The following is a 16,941-nucleotide window of genomic DNA, read 5'->3' as shown; positions in this document are numbered from 1 at the left end:
CCCCGGCAGGTCGGTTGAAAGCGGCGGGCCGCCCGCCCTGTGCCGGGCGGCCCCCGTGGCGCTGTCCCCCCCTCGCGCGGGCGTCAGTGGAGCTTTGCCGTCAGGTCGATCGACACGCACTGGTTGGCGATGCCGTCGATCTCCATCACCCGGCCCGCCGCGGCCGCGTTGAGCCCGCAGCGCGGGGCCCAGCGCGGCCAGTTGGCGGGGATCAGGCCGAGGAGCTGGGCCGCGCCGAGGTCGCGCGCCGCGCGGCTCATCTCGTGCATGAGGCTGAGATGCACGCGCCTGCGATCGCGTGCCGGGCAGGCCGAGCTGACGAAGACGCGGCTCGACTCCCACACATGGTCGGCGACCGGCGCCTCGACATAGAGCAGATCCTGCGGGATCGAGTCGAGCAGGCCGCGCTGCGCGTCGCGGATCATGTAGGTGTAGATGCCGCAGCGCGCCGTGGTGGGCGTCAGGCGGATGCCGGCCAGCACGGTTCCGGCCTGGTCATGCACGGCGACCCAGCGCGAGGCCGGCGTGTCGTACTGATCGTACTCCATGCCGAGTGCCTCGGGCAGATCCCACTTGTTCTTCTCGATGAAGGACTGCCGCCTGGCGCGAAGCAGATTGGCGAACAACTCGCCATGGTTGTGAAGGTTCTCGAACGAAAGGGTCGTGGCTTCCATGGTCACTCTCCTGCTGGTTGGTGGTGGGTGAAACCGAGCCAGCGCGAGAGCAGTCAGTGGACCTTCACCTACAACAGACGGTACTCTTGTGCGCGCTGAAGCGCCTCGGCCGTCGTGCGCGCCATCAGGCGCTGACGAGCCGAGGAAAGCCGTGCCTTCAACGCGCTTTCCGAAATCCCGAGTTTGGCCGCCGCGGCCGCGTGACGATCCCCTGCTGCGATCAGGCGCAAGGCATCCTTCTGGGCCTGGGTCAGGCTCTCGGGCGGTTCGGTGATGGCATGCAGACGGCGCACGATCTCCTGCAACTCTGCGATCTCGTCGTCGGTGAACTCTCGGTCCGCACGGGCGAACCCGCAGATCGAGCGTGACGCGATCGGGCCGCAGGCGACACAGGCCCCGTAGGGCATGCCGTAGTCAGCCGCTTCCTTAAGTATGCCGAACGGATCGGGAACGCCCAGCGTCGACCAACGCGTGGCCCCCTCCTCCGTAAACCCCCAGGCAACCATCGGGTCGCGCAGCTGGTAGGCCTGCGCGGTGTAATGGTCGATCCAGTCCTGTCTGTACGTCTGGAACTTCACGAGGGGGGCAGCGAACCGGATGTGCAGCGCCAGAAGGTAGCCGGCGGGCGCCAGCTCCTTCAGCGTGTCCAGTTCCACCTCGATCGCGTTCCGCTGAGACATGACCTTTTAGACTAGTTGCCTGTCAGGCGGTCAACCGTAAATTGAACATACCTGAAGGAGCTATACTTGGAGGGGTTTTCCGTGCGTCCCATCCGACCGGAGCAGTTTGCGCGCATCATGGCATTGCCGCAAGCGGCGCGCATGGACCTGCTGGAGTTCCTCGGCGGCACGCCCGTCAGCGCCCGCCAGGTCGATATGCTGATTCTGACCGCACACCAGAAGCACAAGCGCGCCGCAGTCGAGGCCCGCCGGGCCACGACCGAGCCCGAACACGCATGAAAAAGGGGGCCTCGCGGCCCCCTTTTCCCATGCTTCACGCAGCGCGGGGCGACGTGGTCACTCTTCGGCGGCCTCCGCTTCCGCCTCGCGGGCACGGTCGGCGGCACCCTTGGCGTCGGGGTCGCGGTCGACCAGCTCGACGATGGCCATCGGAGCCATGTCGCCATAGCGGAAGCCGGCCTTGAGCACGCGGACATAGCCGCCCTGACGCTCGGCGTAGCGGGGCCCGAGCACGTCGAACAGCTTGGCCACGTGCGCGTCCTGCTTGAGGCGCGCGGCGGCCTGCCGGCGCGCGTGCAGGTCGCCGCGCTTGGCCAGCGTGATCAGCTTGTCGGCGATGCGCTTGAGCTCCTTGGCCTTGGGCAAGGTGGTCTTGATCTGCTCATGCTCGATCAGCGAGCCGGCAATATTGGAAAAAAGCGCCTTTCGGTGCTCGTGGGTGCGGTTGAGGCGGCGGTATCCGCGGGCGTGACGCATCTTCTCTCTCCTAATTCATGCTTTGTCCGGGGGGCCATGCGCGCGGCCCTCTCACCTTGGTGGGGCAGGATCGCCCGGGGCGGGAAAGGTGGGCGGCTCGCCCACCCCCCTCAGAACTGCTCCTCGAACTTCTTGGCGAGGTCCTCGATGTTCTCGGGCGGCCATTCCTCGACATCCATGCCCAGATGCAGGCCCATGCCCGAGAGCACCTCCTTGATCTCGTTCAGCGACTTGCGGCCGAAGTTCGGCGTGCGCAGCATCTCGGCCTCGGTCTTCTGGATCAGGTCGCCGATATAGACGATGTTGTCGTTCTTCAGGCAGTTGGCCGAGCGCACCGAAAGCTCGAGTTCGTCCACCTTCTTCAGGAGCAGCGGGTTGAACTCGAGGTCGCCGTCGTCCTCGGCCCGTGTGGCGCTCTCCGGCTCATCGAAGTTCACGAAGATCGACAGCTGATCCTGCAGGATGCGCGCGGCATAGGCCACCGCGTCCTCGGGGCTGACCGAACCGTCGGTCTCCACCTTCATCGTCAGCTTGTCGTAGTCGAGCACCTGCCCTTCGCGGGTCGGCTGCACGTCGTAGCTGACCTTCTTCACCGGCGAGTAGATCGCGTCGATCGGGATAAGGCCGATCGGCGCGTCCTCGGGGCGGTTCCGGTCGGCTGCGACGTAACCCTTGCCGATGTTGACCGTCAGTTCCATGTAGACGTCCGCGGCTTCGTCGAGGTGGCAGATCACATGGTCGCGGTTCAGCACCTCGATCCCCGCGGATTCCGAGATGTCGCCGGCGGTGACGGCGCCGGGCCCCTTGGCCGAGATCGACAGCCGCTTGGGCCCGTCGACCTCCATCCGCAGGGCGACCTGCTTGAGATTGAGCACGATGTCGGTCACATCCTCGCGGACACCGGGCACCGAGCTGAACTCGTGGAGCACGTTGTCGATCTGGACCGAAGTGACCGCAGCGCCCTGCAGCGAGGACAGGAGGACCCGCCGCACGGCATTGCCGAGGGTCAGGCCGAAGCCCCGCTCGAGCGGCTCGGCGATCACGGTCGCCTGCCGTGCCGGGTTGTGACCCGGCTTGACCACGAGCTGCGTGGGCTTGATCAGTTCCTGCCAGTTCTTGTGGATCATGTAGGTGCCTCCATTCCAGTCCGGCGCCCATGTCCATGAAGCGCCGAACACCCGAGGATCGAAAAGCGGTGCGCCGCGCCCGGAGCGGGCACGGCGCCGAAGTGGCAATCCCTCGCGGTCAGACCCGGCGTCGTTTCGGCGGGCGGCAACCGTTATGGGCGATGGGGGTCACGTCGCGGATGGCCGTGATGTTGAAGCCGACGGCCGCGAGCGCCCGCAGCGCACTCTCGCGGCCCGAGCCCGGCCCCTGAACCTCGACCTCGAGCGTCTTCATCCCGTGCTCCTGCGCCTTGCGCCCGGCATCCTCGGCGGCGAGCTGGGCGGCGTAGGGCGTGGACTTCCGCGAGCCCTTGAAGCCCATCGTGCCGGCCGAGGACCAGGCAATCGCGTTGCCCTGGACGTCGGAAATCAGGATCTTGGTATTGTTGAACGACGAATTCACATGTGCCACGCCGGCGGCGATGTTCTTGGAGACCTTGCGGGCCGGGCGGCGGCGGGTATCACGAGCCATGACGACCTCTCCTTATTTCTTCTTGCCGGCGATGGGCTTGGCGGGGCCCTTGCGGGTGCGCGCGTTGGTGTGCGTGCGCTGGCCGCGGACGGGCAGGTTGCGGCGGTGGCGCAGCCCGCGGTAGCAGCCCAGGTCCATCAGCCGCTTGATGTTCATCTGCACCTCGCGGCGCAGGTCGCCCTCGACGGTGAAGTTCTGGTCGATGTGCTCGCGGATCGACAACACCTCGGCGTCGGACAGTTCGTTGACGCGCTTTGCCGGGTCGACGCCGACGGTCTCGCAGATCGTGCGGGCGGCGCTTTGCCCGATGCCGTGGATGTAGGTCAGCGCAATGGGAATGCGCTTGCCCGTGGGGATGTTGACGCCAGCGATTCGTGCCAAGAGTGGGTTCCTTCGGTTGCGGTTCCGTAATGCCAGAACCTTTTTTCACAACACTGGCCCGGCAGCGGGGGCGCCACCGGGTCCGGGACGCACCCTCGCCCGGGCGCGGGTCAAGGGGAGGGGTCGATTCTTTCCAGAGGCGGTGTGCTACGGGCGATCGCCCCTGCGGTCAAGGGGTGGTCACACCTTGTCAAGCACTTTCGCGATGGCCCCGCTGACGGCATCGATCTCCGCCAGCCCGTCTACCCGGTGAAGCTGCCCCTTGGCATAGTAATAGCCCACCAGCGGAGACGTCTTCTTGTAGTATTCCATCAACCGCTGGCGAAGGCTCTCCTCGTTGTCGTCCGCCCGGCGCTTGAACTCGGTTCCACCGCATTTTCCGCACGCGCCGTCGGCCGGGATCGGGCGCAGCGTGTCGTTGTAGACCTCGCCGCAGCCCGCGCAGGTGGCGCGGCCGGCGATACGGGTGACGAGGGCCTCGTCGTCGACCTGCATCTCGATCACGGCGTCGACCTGCTGGCCGTGCTTGGTCAGCAACTCGCCAAGCGCGTCGGCCTGGGGCAGCGTGCGCGGGAAGCCGTCGAAGATGAAGCCGCCCGGCGGATGATCGTGTGTGAGCTTCTCCTCGATCAGGCCGATGACGATCTCGTCGGTCACCAGTTCGCCCCGATCCATCACGTCGGCGACGCGCTTGCCCATCTCGGTGCCCGAACTGCGCGCCTCGCGCAGCATGTCTCCGGTCGAGAGTTGCTGCATGCCGCGCGCCTCGACGAGCCGTCGCGCCTGCGTGCCCTTGCCCGCCCCCGGCGGCCCCAGAAGAATGATGTTCATCGCCGTGCCGGCCCCTTCCTTGCGCCGGCCTTCGCGGCGCCTCCCCTCTTCTTGCCGCGCAGCTGGGACTTCTCGATGAGGCCCTCATACTGATGCGCGAGCAGGTGCGACTGGATCTGCTGCACCGTGTCCATGCCGACCGACACGATGATGAGGATCGACGTGCCGCCGAAATAGGCCGTGATGGCCAGCTCGGCACGGATCATCTCGGGGATGAGGCAGACGAGCGCCAGGTAGGCCGAGCCGAGCACCAGGATCCGCGTGGTGACGTATTCGAGGTATTCCGCCGTCTTCTTGCCCGGCCGGATGCCGGGAATGAACCCGCTCTGGTTCTTCAGGTTGTCGGCGACGTCGTCGACCTTGAAGCTCACGTTGAGCGTGTAGAAGTAGGTGAAGAAGACGATCATGCCGCCGAAGAACAACAGGTAGAGCGGCTGCCCCGGCCCGAAATAGGCCATGATCGTCGACATCACCGGCCCCGACTGCCCCCCCGAGAAGGTGCTGAGCGTGGTCGGCAACAGCAGCAGCGACGAAGCGAAGATCGCCGGGATCACCCCAGCCGGGTTCACCTTGATCGGCAGGTGGCTCGAGCCGCCGTCATAGACCTTCATCCCCACCTGACGGCGCGGATACTGGATGTGGATCTTGCGCAGGGACCGCTCCATGAACACCACGAAAGTGAGCGTCGCCAGCAGCATGACGATCACCCCCACGGTCGCCGCCGGCGACAGCGCCCCGGTGCGGCCCTGCTCGAAGAACTGCGCGAGCGCTGCCGGAAGCTCGGCGATGATGCCCACGAAGATGATCAGCGAGATACCGTTGCCGATGCCGCGCGCGGTGATCTGTTCGCCCAGCCACATCAGGAACATCGTGCCGCCCACCAGGGTGATGACGCACGCCGCGCGGAAGAACCAGCCGGGGTCGGAGACGAGGCCGCCTGCCTCGAGGCTCACCGCGAGCCCGTAGGCCTGGAAGGTGGCCAGCAGCACCGTGCCGTAGCGCGTGTACTGGTTGATCTTCTTGCGGCCCTGCTCGCCCTCCTTCTTGAGCTGCTCGAGCTTGGGCACCATCGCCGTCATCAGCTGCACGATGATCGAGGCAGAGATGTAGGGCATGATGCCGAGGGCGAAGATGCCCATGCGGCCGAGCGCGCCGCCCGTGAACATCGACAGCACCCCGCCGAGGCCGGCCGCCGCCTGGTCCATGAACTCTCGCAGCGCATCGCCGTCGATCCCGGGCACCGGGATGTAGGTGCCGAGGCGGTAAACGATCAGAAGGCCGAGAGTGTAGAGGATGCGCTGGCGGAGCTCGGTGGCGCGCCCCAGCGCGCCCCAGCTGAGGTTGGCCGCCATCTGCTCTGCTGCGGATGCCATGTGAGCGGTCTCTCTTCATGGGTGCGCCGCCGAACCGGTCCCCGGTCGGCGGCGCGAAGACATGGGCGATGTAAGCCGGGCGCGCGCCCGGCACAACCTGTCAGCCGGCCGCCGGCGCCGCCTGGACCGTGATCGCGCCGCCTGCGTCCTCGACCGCCTTGACGGCCGCTTGCGAGGCGCCCGTCACGTCGAGCGTCACCTTCGCGGTGAACTCGCCCTTGGCGAGCACGCGAACGCCGTCGCGCTTGCGCCGCACGAGGCCCGACGCCACGAGCGCGTCCTCGGTGATCGGCTGGCCCGCGTCGATCTTGCCGGCATCGATGAATTTCTGGATCAGGCCCAGATTCACCACCGAATACTGCTTGCGGTTGGGCTTGTTGAAGCCGCGCTTCGGCAGCCGCTGGTAGAGCGGCATCTGGCCGCCCTCGTAGCCGTTGATCGCCACGCCCGAGCGGCTCTTCTGACCCTTGATGCCGCGCCCGGCGGTCTTGCCCTTGCCGGAGCCCGGGCCGCGCGCGATCCGCTTCTTCCTGGGGGCGGAGCCCGGGGCGGGCGCCAGTTCGTTCAGTTTCATGTCGCTTCTCCTTTCGCCGGATGCGGCCCCCGAAGCGAGATGGTACCGACCTCGGCATGATGAACGCTACCGGCAGGGCAAACCCTCCGGTTTTCGCAGGCCCAAGCCCTTAGCGCCTGCGCGCGCGGCCTGCAAGGACCGACCTGACGACCGCTGTCGTCTACCGCTTCGACCGCTCAGACGGGCATGGCGTTGCGCAATGCAATCGGCGGGGCGTCAAGATCCGGCAGGCCCTCGAAATCCCCGAGGACGGTGTCCGCAATGGCCGCACAGCGGGCCTTGTGTTCCGGCCCGGCGCGGCTGGCACTGGCCCGCGACACCGGCAGGCGCACCGGTCCACCGGCGCCCAGGAGGCGTCAGCCGCGCTCCTCGACGATCTCGACGAGGTGCGGGATCTTGCGGATCATCCCGCGGACCGAGGGCGTGTCCTCCAGTTCGCGGGTGCGGTGCATCTTGTTCAGGCCCAGGCCGATCAGCGTCTGGCGCTGGTCGGCCGGGCGGCGGATCGGCGAGCCGATCTGCTTGACGACGATGGTCTTGGCCATGGTTCGCTCTCCTTACGCCTCGGCGCCGGCCGTCTCGGCCTCGGCCTTGGGCTGGTCGTCCTTGCGGAGGATGTCGGCCACTTTCTTGCCGCGCCGCTGCGCGACCTGGCGGGGGCTCGACTGGTTGCGCAGCCCGTCGAGGGTGGCGCGGATCATGTTGTAGGGGTTCTGGCTGCCGTTCGACTTCGCGACGACGTCCTGCACCCCGAGCATCTCGAAGACGGCGCGCATCGGGCCGCCGGCGATGATGCCCGTGCCCTGGGGCGCGGTGCGCATGATGACCCTGCCGGCGCCGTGATGGCCTTCGACGTCGTGGTGCAGCGTGCGGCCCTCGCGCAGGGGCACCCGCATCATGCCGCGCTTGGCCTGCTCGGTGGCCTTGCGGATCGCCTCGGGCACTTCCTTGGCCTTGCCCTTGCCGAAGCCGACACGGCCCTTCTGGTCGCCCACGACGACCAGCGCGGCGAAGCCGAAGCGCTTGCCGCCCTTGACGGTCTTCGACACCCGGTTGATGGCGACCAGCCGGTCGGCGAATTCGGGGGCCTCGTCGCGGTCGCGCCCGCGGCCGCGGCCACCCCTGTCCTGCGGTTCTCGTGCCATGAGCGGCATCCTTTCCTGCGGCGCCTCGACGCCGGTTAGACCGATCGTAGTGGGCCGCCCGTGGCGGGGCGCCCCCCCGATCATCGAGGCGACGCCGCGGCGCCGCCTGCCCTGTTCATGCCGCGGCGGTCAGAGCCGCAGCCCGCCCTCGCGCGCCGCGTCCGCCAGCGCCTTGACCGTGCCGTGGTAGCGGAAGCCGCCGCGGTCGAGGTAGCACTCGTCCACGCCCGCCTTCTTCGCGCGCTCGGCGATGGTCTGGCCGATCTTGGTGGCCGCGTCGGCGTTGTTCTTGCCGAGGAACCCCAGATCCTTCTCCATCGTCGAAGCGGAGGCCAGCGTCCGGCCTTCCACGTCGTCGATCAGCTGCACGCTGATGTTCTTGTTGCTGCGGTGGACCGAGAGGCGGGGACGCCCCGCATTGACCTTGCGCAGCTTGTTCCGGACGCGCAGACGGCGCTTCTGGAACAACTCTCTCTTGCTCAGACCCATCTGATACGCCCTTACTTCTTCTTGCCTTCCTTGCGGAAGATGAACTCGCCCTTGTAGCGGATGCCCTTGCCCTTGTACGGCTCGGGCCGCCGCCAGTCGCGGATATTCGCCGCGACCTGGCCGACATGCTGCTCGTTGGCGCCCTCGATCACGATCTCGGTCGGCTTGGGGCAGGTGATCGTCACCCCCTCCGGCACCGGGAAATCGACCTCGTGCGACAGCCCGAGGTTCAGCTTCAGGGTGTTGCCCTGCATCTGGGCACGGTAGCCAACGCCCTGGATCTCGAGCTCTTTCTTGAAGCCGTCCGTCACGCCCTGCACGAGATTGGCGATGTTGGTGCGCGACATGCCCCATTGCTGGCGGGCGCGCTTGCTCTCGCCCCGCGGCTTGACCGTGATGGCGCCGTCGTCCAGCGCGATGGTCACGTCGTCGGTCGCCGTCCAGGAGCGGGCACCCTTCGGTCCCTTCACCTCGACGGTCTGTCCCTGCACCTCGGCGGTCACGCCGGAGGGCAGCTCGACCGGTCTCTTTCCGATGCGGCTCATCTCGTCCCTCCTCAGAATACCTGGCAGAGCACTTCGCCGCCGACATTCGCCTGGCGTGCGGCGGCATCCGACATCACGCCCTTCGAGGTCGACACGATCGACACGCCGAGGCCCTGCCTGACGGCGGGAATCTCGGTCGCGCCGGTATAGACCCGGCGCCCGGGCTTCGACACGCGGCGCAGCTCGCGGATCACGGGCTGGCCCTCGTAGTATTTCAGAGCGATTTCGAGCTCGGGGTGGCCGTCGGCACCGCTCACCTTCTCGTAGCCGCGGATGTAGCCTTCGGCCGCGAGCACGTCGAGCACCCAGGCCCGGACCTTCGACGCCGGCGTGCGGACGGTGGACTTGCCCCGCATCTGCGCGTTGCGGATCCGGGTGAGCATGTCTCCGAGAGGATCGTTCATGTCGTGTCCTCCCTCACCAGCTCGACTTGACCATGCCCGGGATCTGCCCCTCGGACGCAAGGTCGCGCAGGGCAATCCGGCTGATCTTCAGCTTGCGGTAATACGCCTTGGGGCGCCCGCTGATCTGGCAGCGGTTATGCAGGCGCGTGGGCGACGAGTTGCGCGGCAGCTGGGCGAGCTTCAGCCGGGCCTTGAACCGTTCTTCCATCGGGCGGCTGTCGTCGTTGGCGATGTCCTTGAGCGCCTGCCGCTTTGCGGCGTAGCGCTGCACGAGCTTCTGCCGTTTCTGCTCGCGCTCGACCATTGCTTTCTTTGCCATGATCCTGTTCCCCGGCTCAGCTGTTGAACGGCATGTTGAAGTGCTTCAACAGCGCCTTGGCTTCCGCATCCGTCTTGGCGGTGGTGCAGATGATGATGTCCATGCCCCAGACCTCGTCGACCTTGTCGTAGTCGATCTCGGGGAAGACGATGTGTTCCTTGATGCCCATGGCGTAGTTGCCGCGGCCGTCGAAGGCGGTGCCCTTCACGCCGCGGAAGTCGCGGACGCGCGGCAGCGCGACGGTGATCAGGCGGTCGAGGAACTCGTACATGCGGTCGCTGCGCAGGGTGACCTTGGCGCCGAGCGGCATGTCCTCGCGCACGCGGAAGCCGGCGATCGACCGCTTGGCGCGGGTGACCACGGCCTGCTGGCCGGCGATCCTGGTGAGATCCTCCTGCGCGCTCTTGGCCTTCTTGCTGTCGCGCACGCTCTCGGCGCCGGCGCCGATATTGAGCACGATCTTGTCGAGCCGCGGGATCATGAGATCGTTGGCGTAGCCGAACTCCTCCTTCATCGCGGGCTTGATCGTCTCGCGGTAGAGCGAGCGCAGGCGCGGGGTGTAGTCGGTGGCGTCAAGCATCGATCACGTCCCCCGTCGTCTTGGCGTAGCGGACCTTCCTGCCCTCGTCGGTCAACCTGAAGCCGACCCGCGTCGGCTTGCCGTTCGCGTCGACGAACGCGAGGTTCGACAAGTCGATCGGCATCGCCTTGGGCACGCGGCCGCCTTGGCTGTTCTGCGTCTGGCGCTGGTGCCGGACGGCCATGTTGACGCCGTCGACGATCGCGCGGCCGGCCTTGGGATCGACCGACACGATCTCGCCGGTCTTTCCCTTGTCCTTGCCGGCCAGCACGATCACCTTGTCACCCTTCTTGAGTTTCGCGGCCATCAGAGCACCTCCGGGGCGAGCGAAATGATCTTCATGAAGTTCTTGGCGCGCAACTCGCGCACCACCGGCCCGAAGATGCGGGTGCCGATCGGCTCGTTGTTGTTGTTGAGGATGACGGCGGCGTTCCGGTCGAAGCGGATCGCGGTTCCGTCCTCGCGGCGCACTTCCTTGGCGGTGCGCACGACGACGGCCTTGCGCACGTCGCCCTTCTTCACGCGGCCACGCGGGATCGCCTCCTTGACCGACACCACGATGATGTCGCCCACGGAGGCGTATTTCCGCTTGGAGCCGCCGAGAACCTTGATGCACTGCACCCGGCGCGCGCCGGAATTGTCAGCGACATCCAGATTCGTCTGCATCTGGATCATGTGGTTTCTCCCGACCTTTGGGGACGCCCGATCCGCGGTGCCCCAGGGTTTCGATCAAACCGGAATGTTACGCGGCGCCCGCCGCTTCCGCATCCGCGGCATGGCCCTGCGCCGGCACCCACTCCATCGAGGCGCTGCGCGAGGCGATAACTTCCCAGCGTTTCGTTTTCGATTTCGGCGCGCATTCGATGATGCGGACGACATCGCCGACCTTGTATTCGTCCGCGCCGTCGTGGGCGCGATACTTCTTGGATTTTCGGATCGTCTTCTTCAGAACCGGGTGCGTGAAGCGGCGCTCGACCGAGACGGTGACGGTCTGAGCGTTCTGCGTCGAGGTGACGACGCCCTGAAGGATTCTCTTCGGCATGGTCTCAGGCCTCCTGCGCCTCGGCCGCGCCGCCGCGCGCCTTCTCGTTCAGAACGGTCAGCACGCGCGCGGTGTCACGGCGCACCTGCCGCATGCGCGCCGTGTTCTCCATCTGGCCGGTCGCCTTCTGGAAGCGCAGGTTGAAGCTTTCCTTCTTGAGCTGGGTGAGCTGCTCGCGCAGCTCGTCCGGCGTCTTGTCTCGCAGTTCGGTGACGTTCATCGCCTTGTTCCCTTGTCATACACCGGAGGGCCCCTGCCCGTTGCTGCGGGGTCACCCTGAGTCCGGTGGAGCGGTGAGTGAGCCGCTCCCTTAGTCCTTCGCGGGCCGGCTGGCAAGCCTGCGCATGACGCGCGCCTCGGCCCTGCAGGTCGAAGAGCCTGTCGACCGACCGCGTGCGGCGTTACCAGTCTTCGCGCACGACGACGCGCGACTTGATCGGCAGCTTCATCGCGGCGAGGCGAAGCGCCTCCTGGGCGATCGCCTCGGACACGCCATCGATCTCGAACATGATCCGGCCCGGCTTGACCCGCGCCGCCCAGAAATCGACCGACCCCTTGCCCTTGCCCATGCGGACCTCGGTAGGCTTCGACGTGACGGGCACATCGGGGAAGATGCGGATCCACACCCGGCCCTGACGCTTCATGTGGCGCGTCATGGCACGGCGCGCCGCCTCGATCTGGCGCGCGGTGATCCGGTCGGGGGTGGTCGCCTTCAGCCCGTAGGTGCCGAAATTCAGTTCGGTGCCGCCCTTGGCCTCGCCCTTGATCCGACCCTTGTGCTGTTTGCGGAACTTCGTGCGCTTGGGTTGCAGCATCTTCTCTACTCCTTAGCGGTCGCGGCGGCCGCCGCCACCGCGCGGGGCCGGACCGTCCTGGATCTCCTGCGCGCGGCGGTCGCGCGCCGAGGGATCGTGCTCCATGATCTCGCCCTTGAAGATCCAGACCTTGACCCCGATGATCCCGTAAGGCGTCTTGGCCTCCTTGAGCGCGTAGTCGATGTCGGCCCGCAGGGTGTGCAGCGGCACGCGGCCCTCGCGATACCACTCCGTCCGGGCGATCTCGGCGCCACCGAGGCGGCCGGCGACGTTGACCCGAATGCCGAGCGCGCCCATGCGCATGGCGTTCTGCACCGCGCGCTTCATCGCACGGCGGAAGCTGACCCGCCGCTCGAGCTGTTGTGCGATGCTGTCGGCCACCAGCGCGGCGTCGAGCTCGGGCTTGCGCACCTCGACGATGTTGAGGTGCAGCTCGCTGTCCGTCATCTTGGCGAGCTTCTTGCGCAGCACCTCGATGTCGGCGCCCTTCTTGCCGATGATCACGCCGGGCCGCGCCGTGTGGATGGTCACGCGGCACTTCCGGTGAGGGCGCTCGATGATGATCTTCGAAACGCCGGCCTGCTTGGCCTCCTTCTCGATGAAATCGCGGATCGCGACATCCTCGAGCAGCAGGTTTCCGTAATCCTTGGTGTCGGCGTACCAGCGGCTGTCCCAGGTCCGGTTGACCTGGAGGCGCATGCCGACGGGGTTGACCTTGTGACCCATCAGACCGTCTCCTCGACTTCGCGGACCTTGATCGTCAGTTCGGCGAACGGCTTGTTGATGCGGCCGAACCGGCCGCGCCCGCGGGGACGGCCCCGCTTCATCACCAGGTTCTTGCCGACATAAGCCTCGGCGACCACCAGTTCGTCGACGTCCAGCCCGTGGTTGTTCTCGGCGTTGGCGATGGCCGATTGCAGGCACTTCCTGACGTCGACGGCGATGCGGCGCTTGGAAAACGTCAGGTCGGTCAGAGCCTTCTCGACCTTCTTGCCGCGGATCATGGCTGCCACGAGGTTGAGCTTCTGCGGCGAGGTGCGCAGCATGCGAACCTTGGCCATGGCCTCGTTGTCCGCCACGCGGCGGGGATTCTTCTCCTTGCCCATGGCTTACTTCCTCTTGGCTTTCTTGTCGGCGGCGTGGCCATAGTAGGTGCGCGTGGGCGCGTACTCACCGAACTTCTGGCCGATCATGTCCTCGGAGACGTTCACGGGAACATGCTTGTGCCCGTTGTAGACGCCGAAGGTGAGGCCGACGAATTGCGGCAGGATGGTCGAGCGGCGCGACCAGATCTTGATGACGTCGTTGCGGCCCGACTCGCGCGCCTTTTCCGCCTTCTTCAGAACGTAGGCATCGACGAAGGGGCCCTTCCAGACAGAGCGTGACATGATTACCGACCCTTCTTCCGAGCGTGGCGCGAGCGCAGGATGAGCTTCTGGCTGGCCTTGTTGGTATCGCGCGTGCGGTGGCCCTTGGTGGGCTTGCCCCACGGCGTGACCGGGTGACGGCCGCCGCTCGTGCGGCCCTCACCGCCGCCATGGGGGTGGTCGATCGGGTTCATCACGACGCCGCGCACGGCGGGGCGCTTGCCCTGGTGGCGGGTGCGGCCCGCCTTGCCGAAGTTCTGGTTGCTGTTGTCGGGGTTCGACACGGCGCCGATGGTCGCCAGGCATTCCTGACGGACCATGCGCAGCTCGCCCGACGAGAGGCGGATCTGGGCGTAGCCGCCGTCACGGCCGACGAACTGGGCGTAGGTACCCGCCGCGCGGGCGATCTGGCCGCCCTTGCCCGGCTTCATCTCGATGTTGTGGACGATCGTGCCGATCGGCATGCCCGAAAACGGCATCGCGTTGCCCGGCTTCACGTCGACCTTGTCGCCGGCAACCACCTTGTCGCCCACCGCGAGGCGCTGCGGCGCAAGGATGTAGCTCTGCTCGCCGTCCTGGTAGCGGATCAGCGCGATGAAGGCGGTGCGGTTGGGATCGTACTCGATCCGCTCGACCGTCGCGGGCATGTCGCGCTTGCGACGCTTGAAATCGACGATGCGGTAGAGGCGCTTGGCGCCGCCGCCACGCCGGCGTGCGGTGATCCGTCCGGTGTTGTTCCGGCCGCCCTTCTTGGTCAGGCCCTCGGTGAGGGACTTGACGGGGCGGCCTTTCCAAAGCTCCGAACGGTCGATCAGAACCAGCCCGCGCTGGCCAGGCGTCGTCGGATTGTACGACTTGAGTGCCATGCTTTCTGTCTTCCGTTTGGCTGGGCCCGGACGGTGCGTCGCGGGCAGGATGGGCTCGAAAAGCGACGGCCCCGGTCACCCCGGGGCCGCGCGAGATGCAGCCGTGTATTAAAGGCCCGTGGTCACGTCAATCGTGTTGCCCTCTTCCAGGGTCACGTAGGCCTTCTTCACGTCCTTGCGCACGCCGCGAATCCCGCGGAAGCGCTTGCGCTTGCCCTTGGTGATGGTGGTGTTCACCGCCTTGACCTTGACGCCGAACAGCGCCTCGATCGCTTCCTTCACCTGGGGCTTCGTCGCGCCGATCGCGACCTCGAAGACGACCGCTCCCGCCTCGGAGGCCATCGTCGCCTTCTCGGTGATCACGGGCTTTCGGATCACGTCGTAATGTTCGGGCTTCGCGCTCATTTCAGGCGGGCCTCCAGAGCTTCGACACCCGCCTTCGTGAGCACGAGCGTGTCACGCTTGAGGATGTCCATCACGTTGGCGCCCATCGAGGGCAGCACGTCGATCCCCTCGATGTTGGCGGCGGCGCGGGCAAAGTTCTCCTGCACCTCGGCGCCGTCGATGACGAGGGCGCGCTTCCAGCCGAGATCCTTGAGCTTTCCGGCCAGCGCCCTGGTCTTGGCCTCGGGCAGTTCGGCGGCGTCGATCACGACGATCTTGCCCTCGGCCGCCTTGGCGGACAGCGCGTATTTCAGCCCCAGCTTGCGGATCTTCTTGGGCAGGTCGTGCGCGTGGCTGCGCGGGACGGGGCCCTTGTAGATGCCGCCCTTGCGGAAGATCGGCGCGTTGCGGTCGCCGTGCCGGGCGTTGCCGGTGCCCTTCTGACGATAGATCTTCTTGCTCGAATAGCTGGTCTCCGAGCGCGTCTTTACCTTGTGCGTGCCGGCCTGGGCACGGGCGCGCTGCCAGCGGACGACCCGGTGCAGGATGTCGGCGCGGGGCTCGAGGCCGAAGATCTCGTCGGAGAGCTCCACCGCCTCGCCCTTGCCGCCATCGAGCGTGATGACGTCGAGTTTCATGTCACTCGCCTTCCTTCTTGTCGGTGTCGCCGCCGTCGGCCTTGTCGGCCTGGATGTCGGCCTCGGCCTCCATCAGCGCCTCGTCCTGCGCCGCGGCCTCCTCGGCGAGACGCGCCTCCTCGGCGGCCTTCGCCTCTTCCTCGGCCTGGCGCGCGGCTTCCTCGGCCTGGCGCGCCGCCTCTTCGGCGGCCGATTTCAACGCGGCGGGCAGGATCAGGTTGTCGGGCGCGGGCTTCTTCACGGCGTCCTTGATCGTGACCCAGCCACCCTTGGAGCCCGGGACCGCGCCCTTGACCATGATGATGCCGCGCTCGGCGTCCGTGCGGACGACCTGCAGGTTCTGCGTGGTCACGCGGGCGGCGCCCATGTGGCCCGCCATCTTCTTGCCCTTGAACACCTTGCCGGGGTCCTGGCACTGGCCGGTCGAGCCGTGGCTGCGGTGGCTGATCGAGACGCCGTGGCTGGCGCGCAGGCCGCCGAAATTGTGCCGCTTCATCGCACCGGCAAAGCCCTTGCCGATCGAGGTGCCCGACACGTCGACGAACTGGCCCTCGAAGTAGTGATCGGCGGTGATCTCCTCGCCCACGCCGATCAGGTTCTCGGGCGCCACGCGGAACTCGGCCATCTTGCGCTTCGGCGCAACCTTGGCGGCGGCAAAGTGGCCGCGCATCGCCTGGGTCGTGCGCTTGGCCTTGGCGGCGCCCGCGCCGAGCTGGACGGCCGTGTAGCCGTCGCGCTCGGGCGTGCGCTGGGCGACGACCTGGCAGCCGTCGAGTTGCAGCACCGTCACCGGCACCTGCTTGCCGTCTTCCATGAAGAGGCGCGTCATGCCCACCTTGCGGGCGATCACTCCCGTGCGCATCAGGGCCTCCCTCAGTTCAGCTTGATCTCGACGTCGACGCCGGCCGCGAGGTCGAGCTTCATCAGAGCGTCGACGGTCTGCGGCGTGGGGTCGACAATGTCGAGCAGGCGCTTGTGGGTGCGGATCTCCCACTGGTCGCGGCTCTTCTTGTCCACGTGGGGGCCGCGGAGCACGGTGAACTTCTCGATCTTGTTCGGCAGCGGAATGGGGCCGCGCACCTGCGCACCCGTCCGCTTGGCCGTGTTGACGATCTCCTGGGTGCTCGCGTCGAGCACGCGGTAGTCGAACGCCTTCAGCCGGATGCGGATATTCTGGCTTTGCATCTGTCGTCGCCTTGTCTGACCCGGCGGGCGGGCCGTTTCGGCCGAGAGGTGGAGTGCGGCGCATCCGCCCCCACGTCGGGCCGCGTTCTTGTCCTGCGCGGGCGGGCGCATCGGGCCCGCCCGAAAGCGTCATCCGCGCGCGATCACTCGATGATTTTCGAGACGACGCCGGCGCCGACGGTGCGGCCGCCCTCGCGGATGGCGAAGCGCAGCTTCTCCTCCATGGCGATCGGCGCGATCAGCTCGACGGTGAAG

Annotated in this window: 31 protein-coding genes; 1 reads left to right on the top strand and 30 read right to left on the bottom strand. The window is 67.0% G+C overall.

What is annotated here, in order from left to right; translation table 11 throughout:
- Nucleotides 1-83 precede the first annotated feature (83 nt).
- Nucleotides 84-674, bottom strand: coding sequence for an acyl-homoserine-lactone synthase (locus tag DLJ49_RS17135; RefSeq protein ID WP_115394773.1), 591 nt, complete (start codon nucleotides 672-674; stop codon nucleotides 84-86).
- Nucleotides 675-742: 68 nt separating this feature from the next.
- The gene (locus tag DLJ49_RS17130) at nucleotides 743-1,354 is read right to left on the bottom strand and encodes an autoinducer binding domain-containing protein (protein ID WP_115394772.1); all 612 of its coding nucleotides are present in this window, start codon (nucleotides 1,352-1,354) and stop codon (nucleotides 743-745) included.
- Nucleotides 1,355-1,420: 66 nt separating this feature from the next.
- Here DLJ49_RS17130 and DLJ49_RS17125 point away from each other — a divergent pair, with 66 nt between their 5' ends.
- Nucleotides 1,421-1,633 (top strand): hypothetical protein, encoded by a 213-nt coding sequence (locus DLJ49_RS17125; RefSeq protein WP_115394771.1) that lies wholly within the window; start codon nucleotides 1,421-1,423, stop codon nucleotides 1,631-1,633.
- Between the two features lie 57 nt (nucleotides 1,634-1,690).
- Here the strand turns inward: DLJ49_RS17125 and rplQ are convergent, their stop codons facing one another.
- From rplQ to DLJ49_RS16985, 28 genes are all read right to left on the bottom strand, one after another.
- Nucleotides 1,691-2,110 carry a 50S ribosomal protein L17 gene (gene rplQ / locus DLJ49_RS17120; RefSeq protein WP_115394770.1) on the bottom strand — a complete coding sequence of 140 codons (420 nt, stop codon included), beginning with the start codon at nucleotides 2,108-2,110 and terminating at the stop codon, nucleotides 1,691-1,693.
- A 110-nt stretch (nucleotides 2,111-2,220) separates the two neighbouring features.
- Nucleotides 2,221-3,237 (bottom strand): DNA-directed RNA polymerase subunit alpha, encoded by a 1,017-nt coding sequence (locus tag DLJ49_RS17115; protein ID WP_115394769.1) that lies wholly within the window; start codon nucleotides 3,235-3,237, stop codon nucleotides 2,221-2,223.
- Between the two features lie 118 nt (nucleotides 3,238-3,355).
- On the bottom strand, nucleotides 3,356-3,748 hold the full coding sequence (gene rpsK, locus DLJ49_RS17110; protein ID WP_115394768.1) for a 30S ribosomal protein S11: 393 nt from the start codon (nucleotides 3,746-3,748) through the stop codon (nucleotides 3,356-3,358).
- A 12-nt stretch (nucleotides 3,749-3,760) separates the two neighbouring features.
- A complete protein-coding gene (gene rpsM, locus DLJ49_RS17105; protein ID WP_115394767.1) occupies nucleotides 3,761-4,129 on the bottom strand; it encodes a 30S ribosomal protein S13 in 369 nt (122 codons plus the stop codon).
- 180 nt (nucleotides 4,130-4,309) lie between these two features.
- Complete coding sequence (locus tag DLJ49_RS17100) at nucleotides 4,310-4,960, bottom strand: adenylate kinase (protein WP_115394766.1); 651 nt, start codon at nucleotides 4,958-4,960, stop codon at nucleotides 4,310-4,312.
- Nucleotides 4,957-6,333: a preprotein translocase subunit SecY gene (secY, locus tag DLJ49_RS17095; protein WP_115394765.1), complete on the bottom strand. Its 1,377-nt coding sequence runs from the start codon at nucleotides 6,331-6,333 to the stop codon at nucleotides 4,957-4,959. The genes DLJ49_RS17100 and secY overlap by 4 nt, the downstream gene beginning before the upstream one ends.
- A 100-nt stretch (nucleotides 6,334-6,433) precedes the next feature.
- Nucleotides 6,434-6,907 (bottom strand): 50S ribosomal protein L15, encoded by a 474-nt coding sequence (gene rplO / locus DLJ49_RS17090; RefSeq protein WP_115394764.1) that lies wholly within the window; start codon nucleotides 6,905-6,907, stop codon nucleotides 6,434-6,436.
- Nucleotides 6,908-7,263: 356 nt separating this feature from the next.
- A complete protein-coding gene (rpmD, locus tag DLJ49_RS17085; RefSeq protein ID WP_115394763.1) occupies nucleotides 7,264-7,452 on the bottom strand; it encodes a 50S ribosomal protein L30 in 189 nt (62 codons plus the stop codon).
- A 12-nt stretch (nucleotides 7,453-7,464) separates the two neighbouring features.
- Nucleotides 7,465-8,052, bottom strand: coding sequence for a 30S ribosomal protein S5 (gene rpsE / locus DLJ49_RS17080; RefSeq protein ID WP_115394762.1), 588 nt, complete (start codon nucleotides 8,050-8,052; stop codon nucleotides 7,465-7,467).
- 129 nt (nucleotides 8,053-8,181) lie between these two features.
- A complete protein-coding gene (gene rplR / locus DLJ49_RS17075) occupies nucleotides 8,182-8,541 on the bottom strand; it encodes a 50S ribosomal protein L18 (RefSeq protein WP_115394761.1) in 360 nt (119 codons plus the stop codon).
- Between the two features lie 11 nt (nucleotides 8,542-8,552).
- Nucleotides 8,553-9,086, bottom strand: coding sequence for a 50S ribosomal protein L6 (gene rplF / locus DLJ49_RS17070; protein WP_115394760.1), 534 nt, complete (start codon nucleotides 9,084-9,086; stop codon nucleotides 8,553-8,555).
- An 11-nt stretch (nucleotides 9,087-9,097) separates the two neighbouring features.
- Nucleotides 9,098-9,490 (bottom strand): 30S ribosomal protein S8, encoded by a 393-nt coding sequence (gene rpsH / locus DLJ49_RS17065; protein ID WP_115394759.1) that lies wholly within the window; start codon nucleotides 9,488-9,490, stop codon nucleotides 9,098-9,100.
- 13 nt (nucleotides 9,491-9,503) lie between these two features.
- A complete protein-coding gene (rpsN, locus tag DLJ49_RS17060; protein WP_115394758.1) occupies nucleotides 9,504-9,809 on the bottom strand; it encodes a 30S ribosomal protein S14 in 306 nt (101 codons plus the stop codon).
- Nucleotides 9,810-9,825: 16 nt separating this feature from the next.
- Nucleotides 9,826-10,389: a 50S ribosomal protein L5 gene (gene rplE, locus DLJ49_RS17055; RefSeq protein ID WP_115394757.1), complete on the bottom strand. Its 564-nt coding sequence runs from the start codon at nucleotides 10,387-10,389 to the stop codon at nucleotides 9,826-9,828.
- Complete coding sequence (rplX, locus tag DLJ49_RS17050; protein WP_115394756.1) at nucleotides 10,382-10,696, bottom strand: 50S ribosomal protein L24; 315 nt, start codon at nucleotides 10,694-10,696, stop codon at nucleotides 10,382-10,384. The genes rplE and rplX overlap by 8 nt, the downstream gene beginning before the upstream one ends.
- On the bottom strand, nucleotides 10,696-11,064 hold the full coding sequence (rplN, locus tag DLJ49_RS17045) for a 50S ribosomal protein L14 (protein ID WP_011567679.1): 369 nt from the start codon (nucleotides 11,062-11,064) through the stop codon (nucleotides 10,696-10,698). Before rplN ends, rplX begins: the two co-directional genes overlap by 1 nt.
- Nucleotides 11,065-11,131: 67 nt before the next feature.
- Nucleotides 11,132-11,431, bottom strand: a complete 300-nt coding sequence (gene rpsQ, locus DLJ49_RS17040) for a 30S ribosomal protein S17 (protein WP_115394755.1) — start codon at nucleotides 11,429-11,431, stop codon at nucleotides 11,132-11,134.
- Between the two features lie 4 nt (nucleotides 11,432-11,435).
- Complete coding sequence (rpmC, locus tag DLJ49_RS17035) at nucleotides 11,436-11,651, bottom strand: 50S ribosomal protein L29 (protein ID WP_115394754.1); 216 nt, start codon at nucleotides 11,649-11,651, stop codon at nucleotides 11,436-11,438.
- A 181-nt stretch (nucleotides 11,652-11,832) separates the two neighbouring features.
- A complete protein-coding gene (rplP, locus tag DLJ49_RS17030) occupies nucleotides 11,833-12,246 on the bottom strand; it encodes a 50S ribosomal protein L16 (RefSeq protein ID WP_115394753.1) in 414 nt (137 codons plus the stop codon).
- Nucleotides 12,247-12,258: 12 nt separating this feature from the next.
- The gene (gene rpsC / locus DLJ49_RS17025) at nucleotides 12,259-12,972 is read right to left on the bottom strand and encodes a 30S ribosomal protein S3 (RefSeq protein ID WP_115394752.1); all 714 of its coding nucleotides are present in this window, start codon (nucleotides 12,970-12,972) and stop codon (nucleotides 12,259-12,261) included.
- Nucleotides 12,972-13,352: a 50S ribosomal protein L22 gene (rplV, locus tag DLJ49_RS17020; protein WP_115394751.1), complete on the bottom strand. Its 381-nt coding sequence runs from the start codon at nucleotides 13,350-13,352 to the stop codon at nucleotides 12,972-12,974. The genes rpsC and rplV overlap by 1 nt, the downstream gene beginning before the upstream one ends.
- A gap of 3 nt (nucleotides 13,353-13,355) precedes the next feature.
- On the bottom strand, nucleotides 13,356-13,634 hold the full coding sequence (gene rpsS / locus DLJ49_RS17015; protein WP_115394750.1) for a 30S ribosomal protein S19: 279 nt from the start codon (nucleotides 13,632-13,634) through the stop codon (nucleotides 13,356-13,358).
- A 2-nt stretch (nucleotides 13,635-13,636) separates the two neighbouring features.
- Nucleotides 13,637-14,479 carry a 50S ribosomal protein L2 gene (gene rplB, locus DLJ49_RS17010; RefSeq protein ID WP_115394749.1) on the bottom strand — a complete coding sequence of 281 codons (843 nt, stop codon included), beginning with the start codon at nucleotides 14,477-14,479 and terminating at the stop codon, nucleotides 13,637-13,639.
- A 108-nt stretch (nucleotides 14,480-14,587) separates the two neighbouring features.
- Nucleotides 14,588-14,884 carry a 50S ribosomal protein L23 gene (locus DLJ49_RS17005; RefSeq protein ID WP_115394748.1) on the bottom strand — a complete coding sequence of 99 codons (297 nt, stop codon included), beginning with the start codon at nucleotides 14,882-14,884 and terminating at the stop codon, nucleotides 14,588-14,590.
- Entirely contained in the window at nucleotides 14,881-15,501 is a 621-nt protein-coding gene (rplD, locus tag DLJ49_RS17000; protein ID WP_115394747.1) for a 50S ribosomal protein L4, read from the bottom strand. Before rplD ends, DLJ49_RS17005 begins: the two co-directional genes overlap by 4 nt.
- A 1-nt stretch (nucleotide 15,502) precedes the next feature.
- Nucleotides 15,503-16,366, bottom strand: coding sequence for a 50S ribosomal protein L3 (gene rplC, locus DLJ49_RS16995; RefSeq protein WP_115394799.1), 864 nt, complete (start codon nucleotides 16,364-16,366; stop codon nucleotides 15,503-15,505).
- An 8-nt stretch (nucleotides 16,367-16,374) separates the two neighbouring features.
- Nucleotides 16,375-16,686, bottom strand: coding sequence for a 30S ribosomal protein S10 (gene rpsJ / locus DLJ49_RS16990; RefSeq protein WP_115394798.1), 312 nt, complete (start codon nucleotides 16,684-16,686; stop codon nucleotides 16,375-16,377).
- 143 nt (nucleotides 16,687-16,829) lie between these two features.
- Nucleotides 16,830-16,941: EF-Tu C-terminal domain-related protein (locus DLJ49_RS16985; RefSeq protein WP_147277330.1), on the bottom strand; the 112-nt coding region annotated here is incomplete at its 5' end.

The sequence above is a fragment of the Rhodovulum sp. 12E13 genome, assembly GCF_003340565.1.
Lineage (GTDB): Bacteria > Pseudomonadota > Alphaproteobacteria > Rhodobacterales > Rhodobacteraceae > HLUCCA09.
Note: the sequence above shows the minus strand (reverse complement) of the source record. Positions and strands in the feature narration are given on the sequence as shown.

Bases quoted from the DNA above. Each gene is read 5' to 3' on its own strand.
- DLJ49_RS17135 (WP_115394773.1), bottom strand. From the start codon at position 674: ATGGAAGCCACGACCCTTTCGTTCGAGAACCTTCACAACCATGGCGAG.
- DLJ49_RS17130 (WP_115394772.1), bottom strand. From the start codon at position 1,354: ATGTCTCAGCGGAACGCGATCGAGGTGGAACTGGACACGCTGAAGGAG.
- rplQ (WP_115394770.1), bottom strand. From the start codon at position 2,110: ATGCGTCACGCCCGCGGATACCGCCGCCTCAACCGCACCCACGAGCAC.
- DLJ49_RS17115 (WP_115394769.1), bottom strand. From the start codon at position 3,237: ATGATCCACAAGAACTGGCAGGAACTGATCAAGCCCACGCAGCTCGTG.
- rpsK (WP_115394768.1), bottom strand. From the start codon at position 3,748: ATGGCTCGTGATACCCGCCGCCGCCCGGCCCGCAAGGTCTCCAAGAAC.
- DLJ49_RS17100 (WP_115394766.1), bottom strand. From the start codon at position 4,960: ATGAACATCATTCTTCTGGGGCCGCCGGGGGCGGGCAAGGGCACGCAG.
- secY (WP_115394765.1), bottom strand. From the start codon at position 6,333: ATGGCATCCGCAGCAGAGCAGATGGCGGCCAACCTCAGCTGGGGCGCG.
- rplO (WP_115394764.1), bottom strand. From the start codon at position 6,907: ATGAAACTGAACGAACTGGCGCCCGCCCCGGGCTCCGCCCCCAGGAAG.
- rpmD (WP_115394763.1), bottom strand. From the start codon at position 7,452: ATGGCCAAGACCATCGTCGTCAAGCAGATCGGCTCGCCGATCCGCCGC.
- rpsE (WP_115394762.1), bottom strand. From the start codon at position 8,052: ATGGCACGAGAACCGCAGGACAGGGGTGGCCGCGGCCGCGGGCGCGAC.
- rplR (WP_115394761.1), bottom strand. From the start codon at position 8,541: ATGGGTCTGAGCAAGAGAGAGTTGTTCCAGAAGCGCCGTCTGCGCGTC.
- rplF (WP_115394760.1), bottom strand. From the start codon at position 9,086: ATGAGCCGCATCGGAAAGAGACCGGTCGAGCTGCCCTCCGGCGTGACC.
- rpsH (WP_115394759.1), bottom strand. From the start codon at position 9,490: ATGAACGATCCTCTCGGAGACATGCTCACCCGGATCCGCAACGCGCAG.
- rpsN (WP_115394758.1), bottom strand. From the start codon at position 9,809: ATGGCAAAGAAAGCAATGGTCGAGCGCGAGCAGAAACGGCAGAAGCTC.
- rplE (WP_115394757.1), bottom strand. From the start codon at position 10,389: ATGCTTGACGCCACCGACTACACCCCGCGCCTGCGCTCGCTCTACCGC.
- rplX (WP_115394756.1), bottom strand. From the start codon at position 10,696: ATGGCCGCGAAACTCAAGAAGGGTGACAAGGTGATCGTGCTGGCCGGC.
- rplN (WP_011567679.1), bottom strand. From the start codon at position 11,064: ATGATCCAGATGCAGACGAATCTGGATGTCGCTGACAATTCCGGCGCG.
- rpsQ (WP_115394755.1), bottom strand. From the start codon at position 11,431: ATGCCGAAGAGAATCCTTCAGGGCGTCGTCACCTCGACGCAGAACGCT.
- rpmC (WP_115394754.1), bottom strand. From the start codon at position 11,651: ATGAACGTCACCGAACTGCGAGACAAGACGCCGGACGAGCTGCGCGAG.
- rplP (WP_115394753.1), bottom strand. From the start codon at position 12,246: ATGCTGCAACCCAAGCGCACGAAGTTCCGCAAACAGCACAAGGGTCGG.
- rpsC (WP_115394752.1), bottom strand. From the start codon at position 12,972: ATGGGTCACAAGGTCAACCCCGTCGGCATGCGCCTCCAGGTCAACCGG.
- rplV (WP_115394751.1), bottom strand. From the start codon at position 13,352: ATGGGCAAGGAGAAGAATCCCCGCCGCGTGGCGGACAACGAGGCCATG.
- rpsS (WP_115394750.1), bottom strand. From the start codon at position 13,634: ATGTCACGCTCTGTCTGGAAGGGCCCCTTCGTCGATGCCTACGTTCTG.
- rplB (WP_115394749.1), bottom strand. From the start codon at position 14,479: ATGGCACTCAAGTCGTACAATCCGACGACGCCTGGCCAGCGCGGGCTG.
- DLJ49_RS17005 (WP_115394748.1), bottom strand. From the start codon at position 14,884: ATGAGCGCGAAGCCCGAACATTACGACGTGATCCGAAAGCCCGTGATC.
- rplD (WP_115394747.1), bottom strand. From the start codon at position 15,501: ATGAAACTCGACGTCATCACGCTCGATGGCGGCAAGGGCGAGGCGGTG.
- rpsJ (WP_115394798.1), bottom strand. From the start codon at position 16,686: ATGCAAAGCCAGAATATCCGCATCCGGCTGAAGGCGTTCGACTACCGC.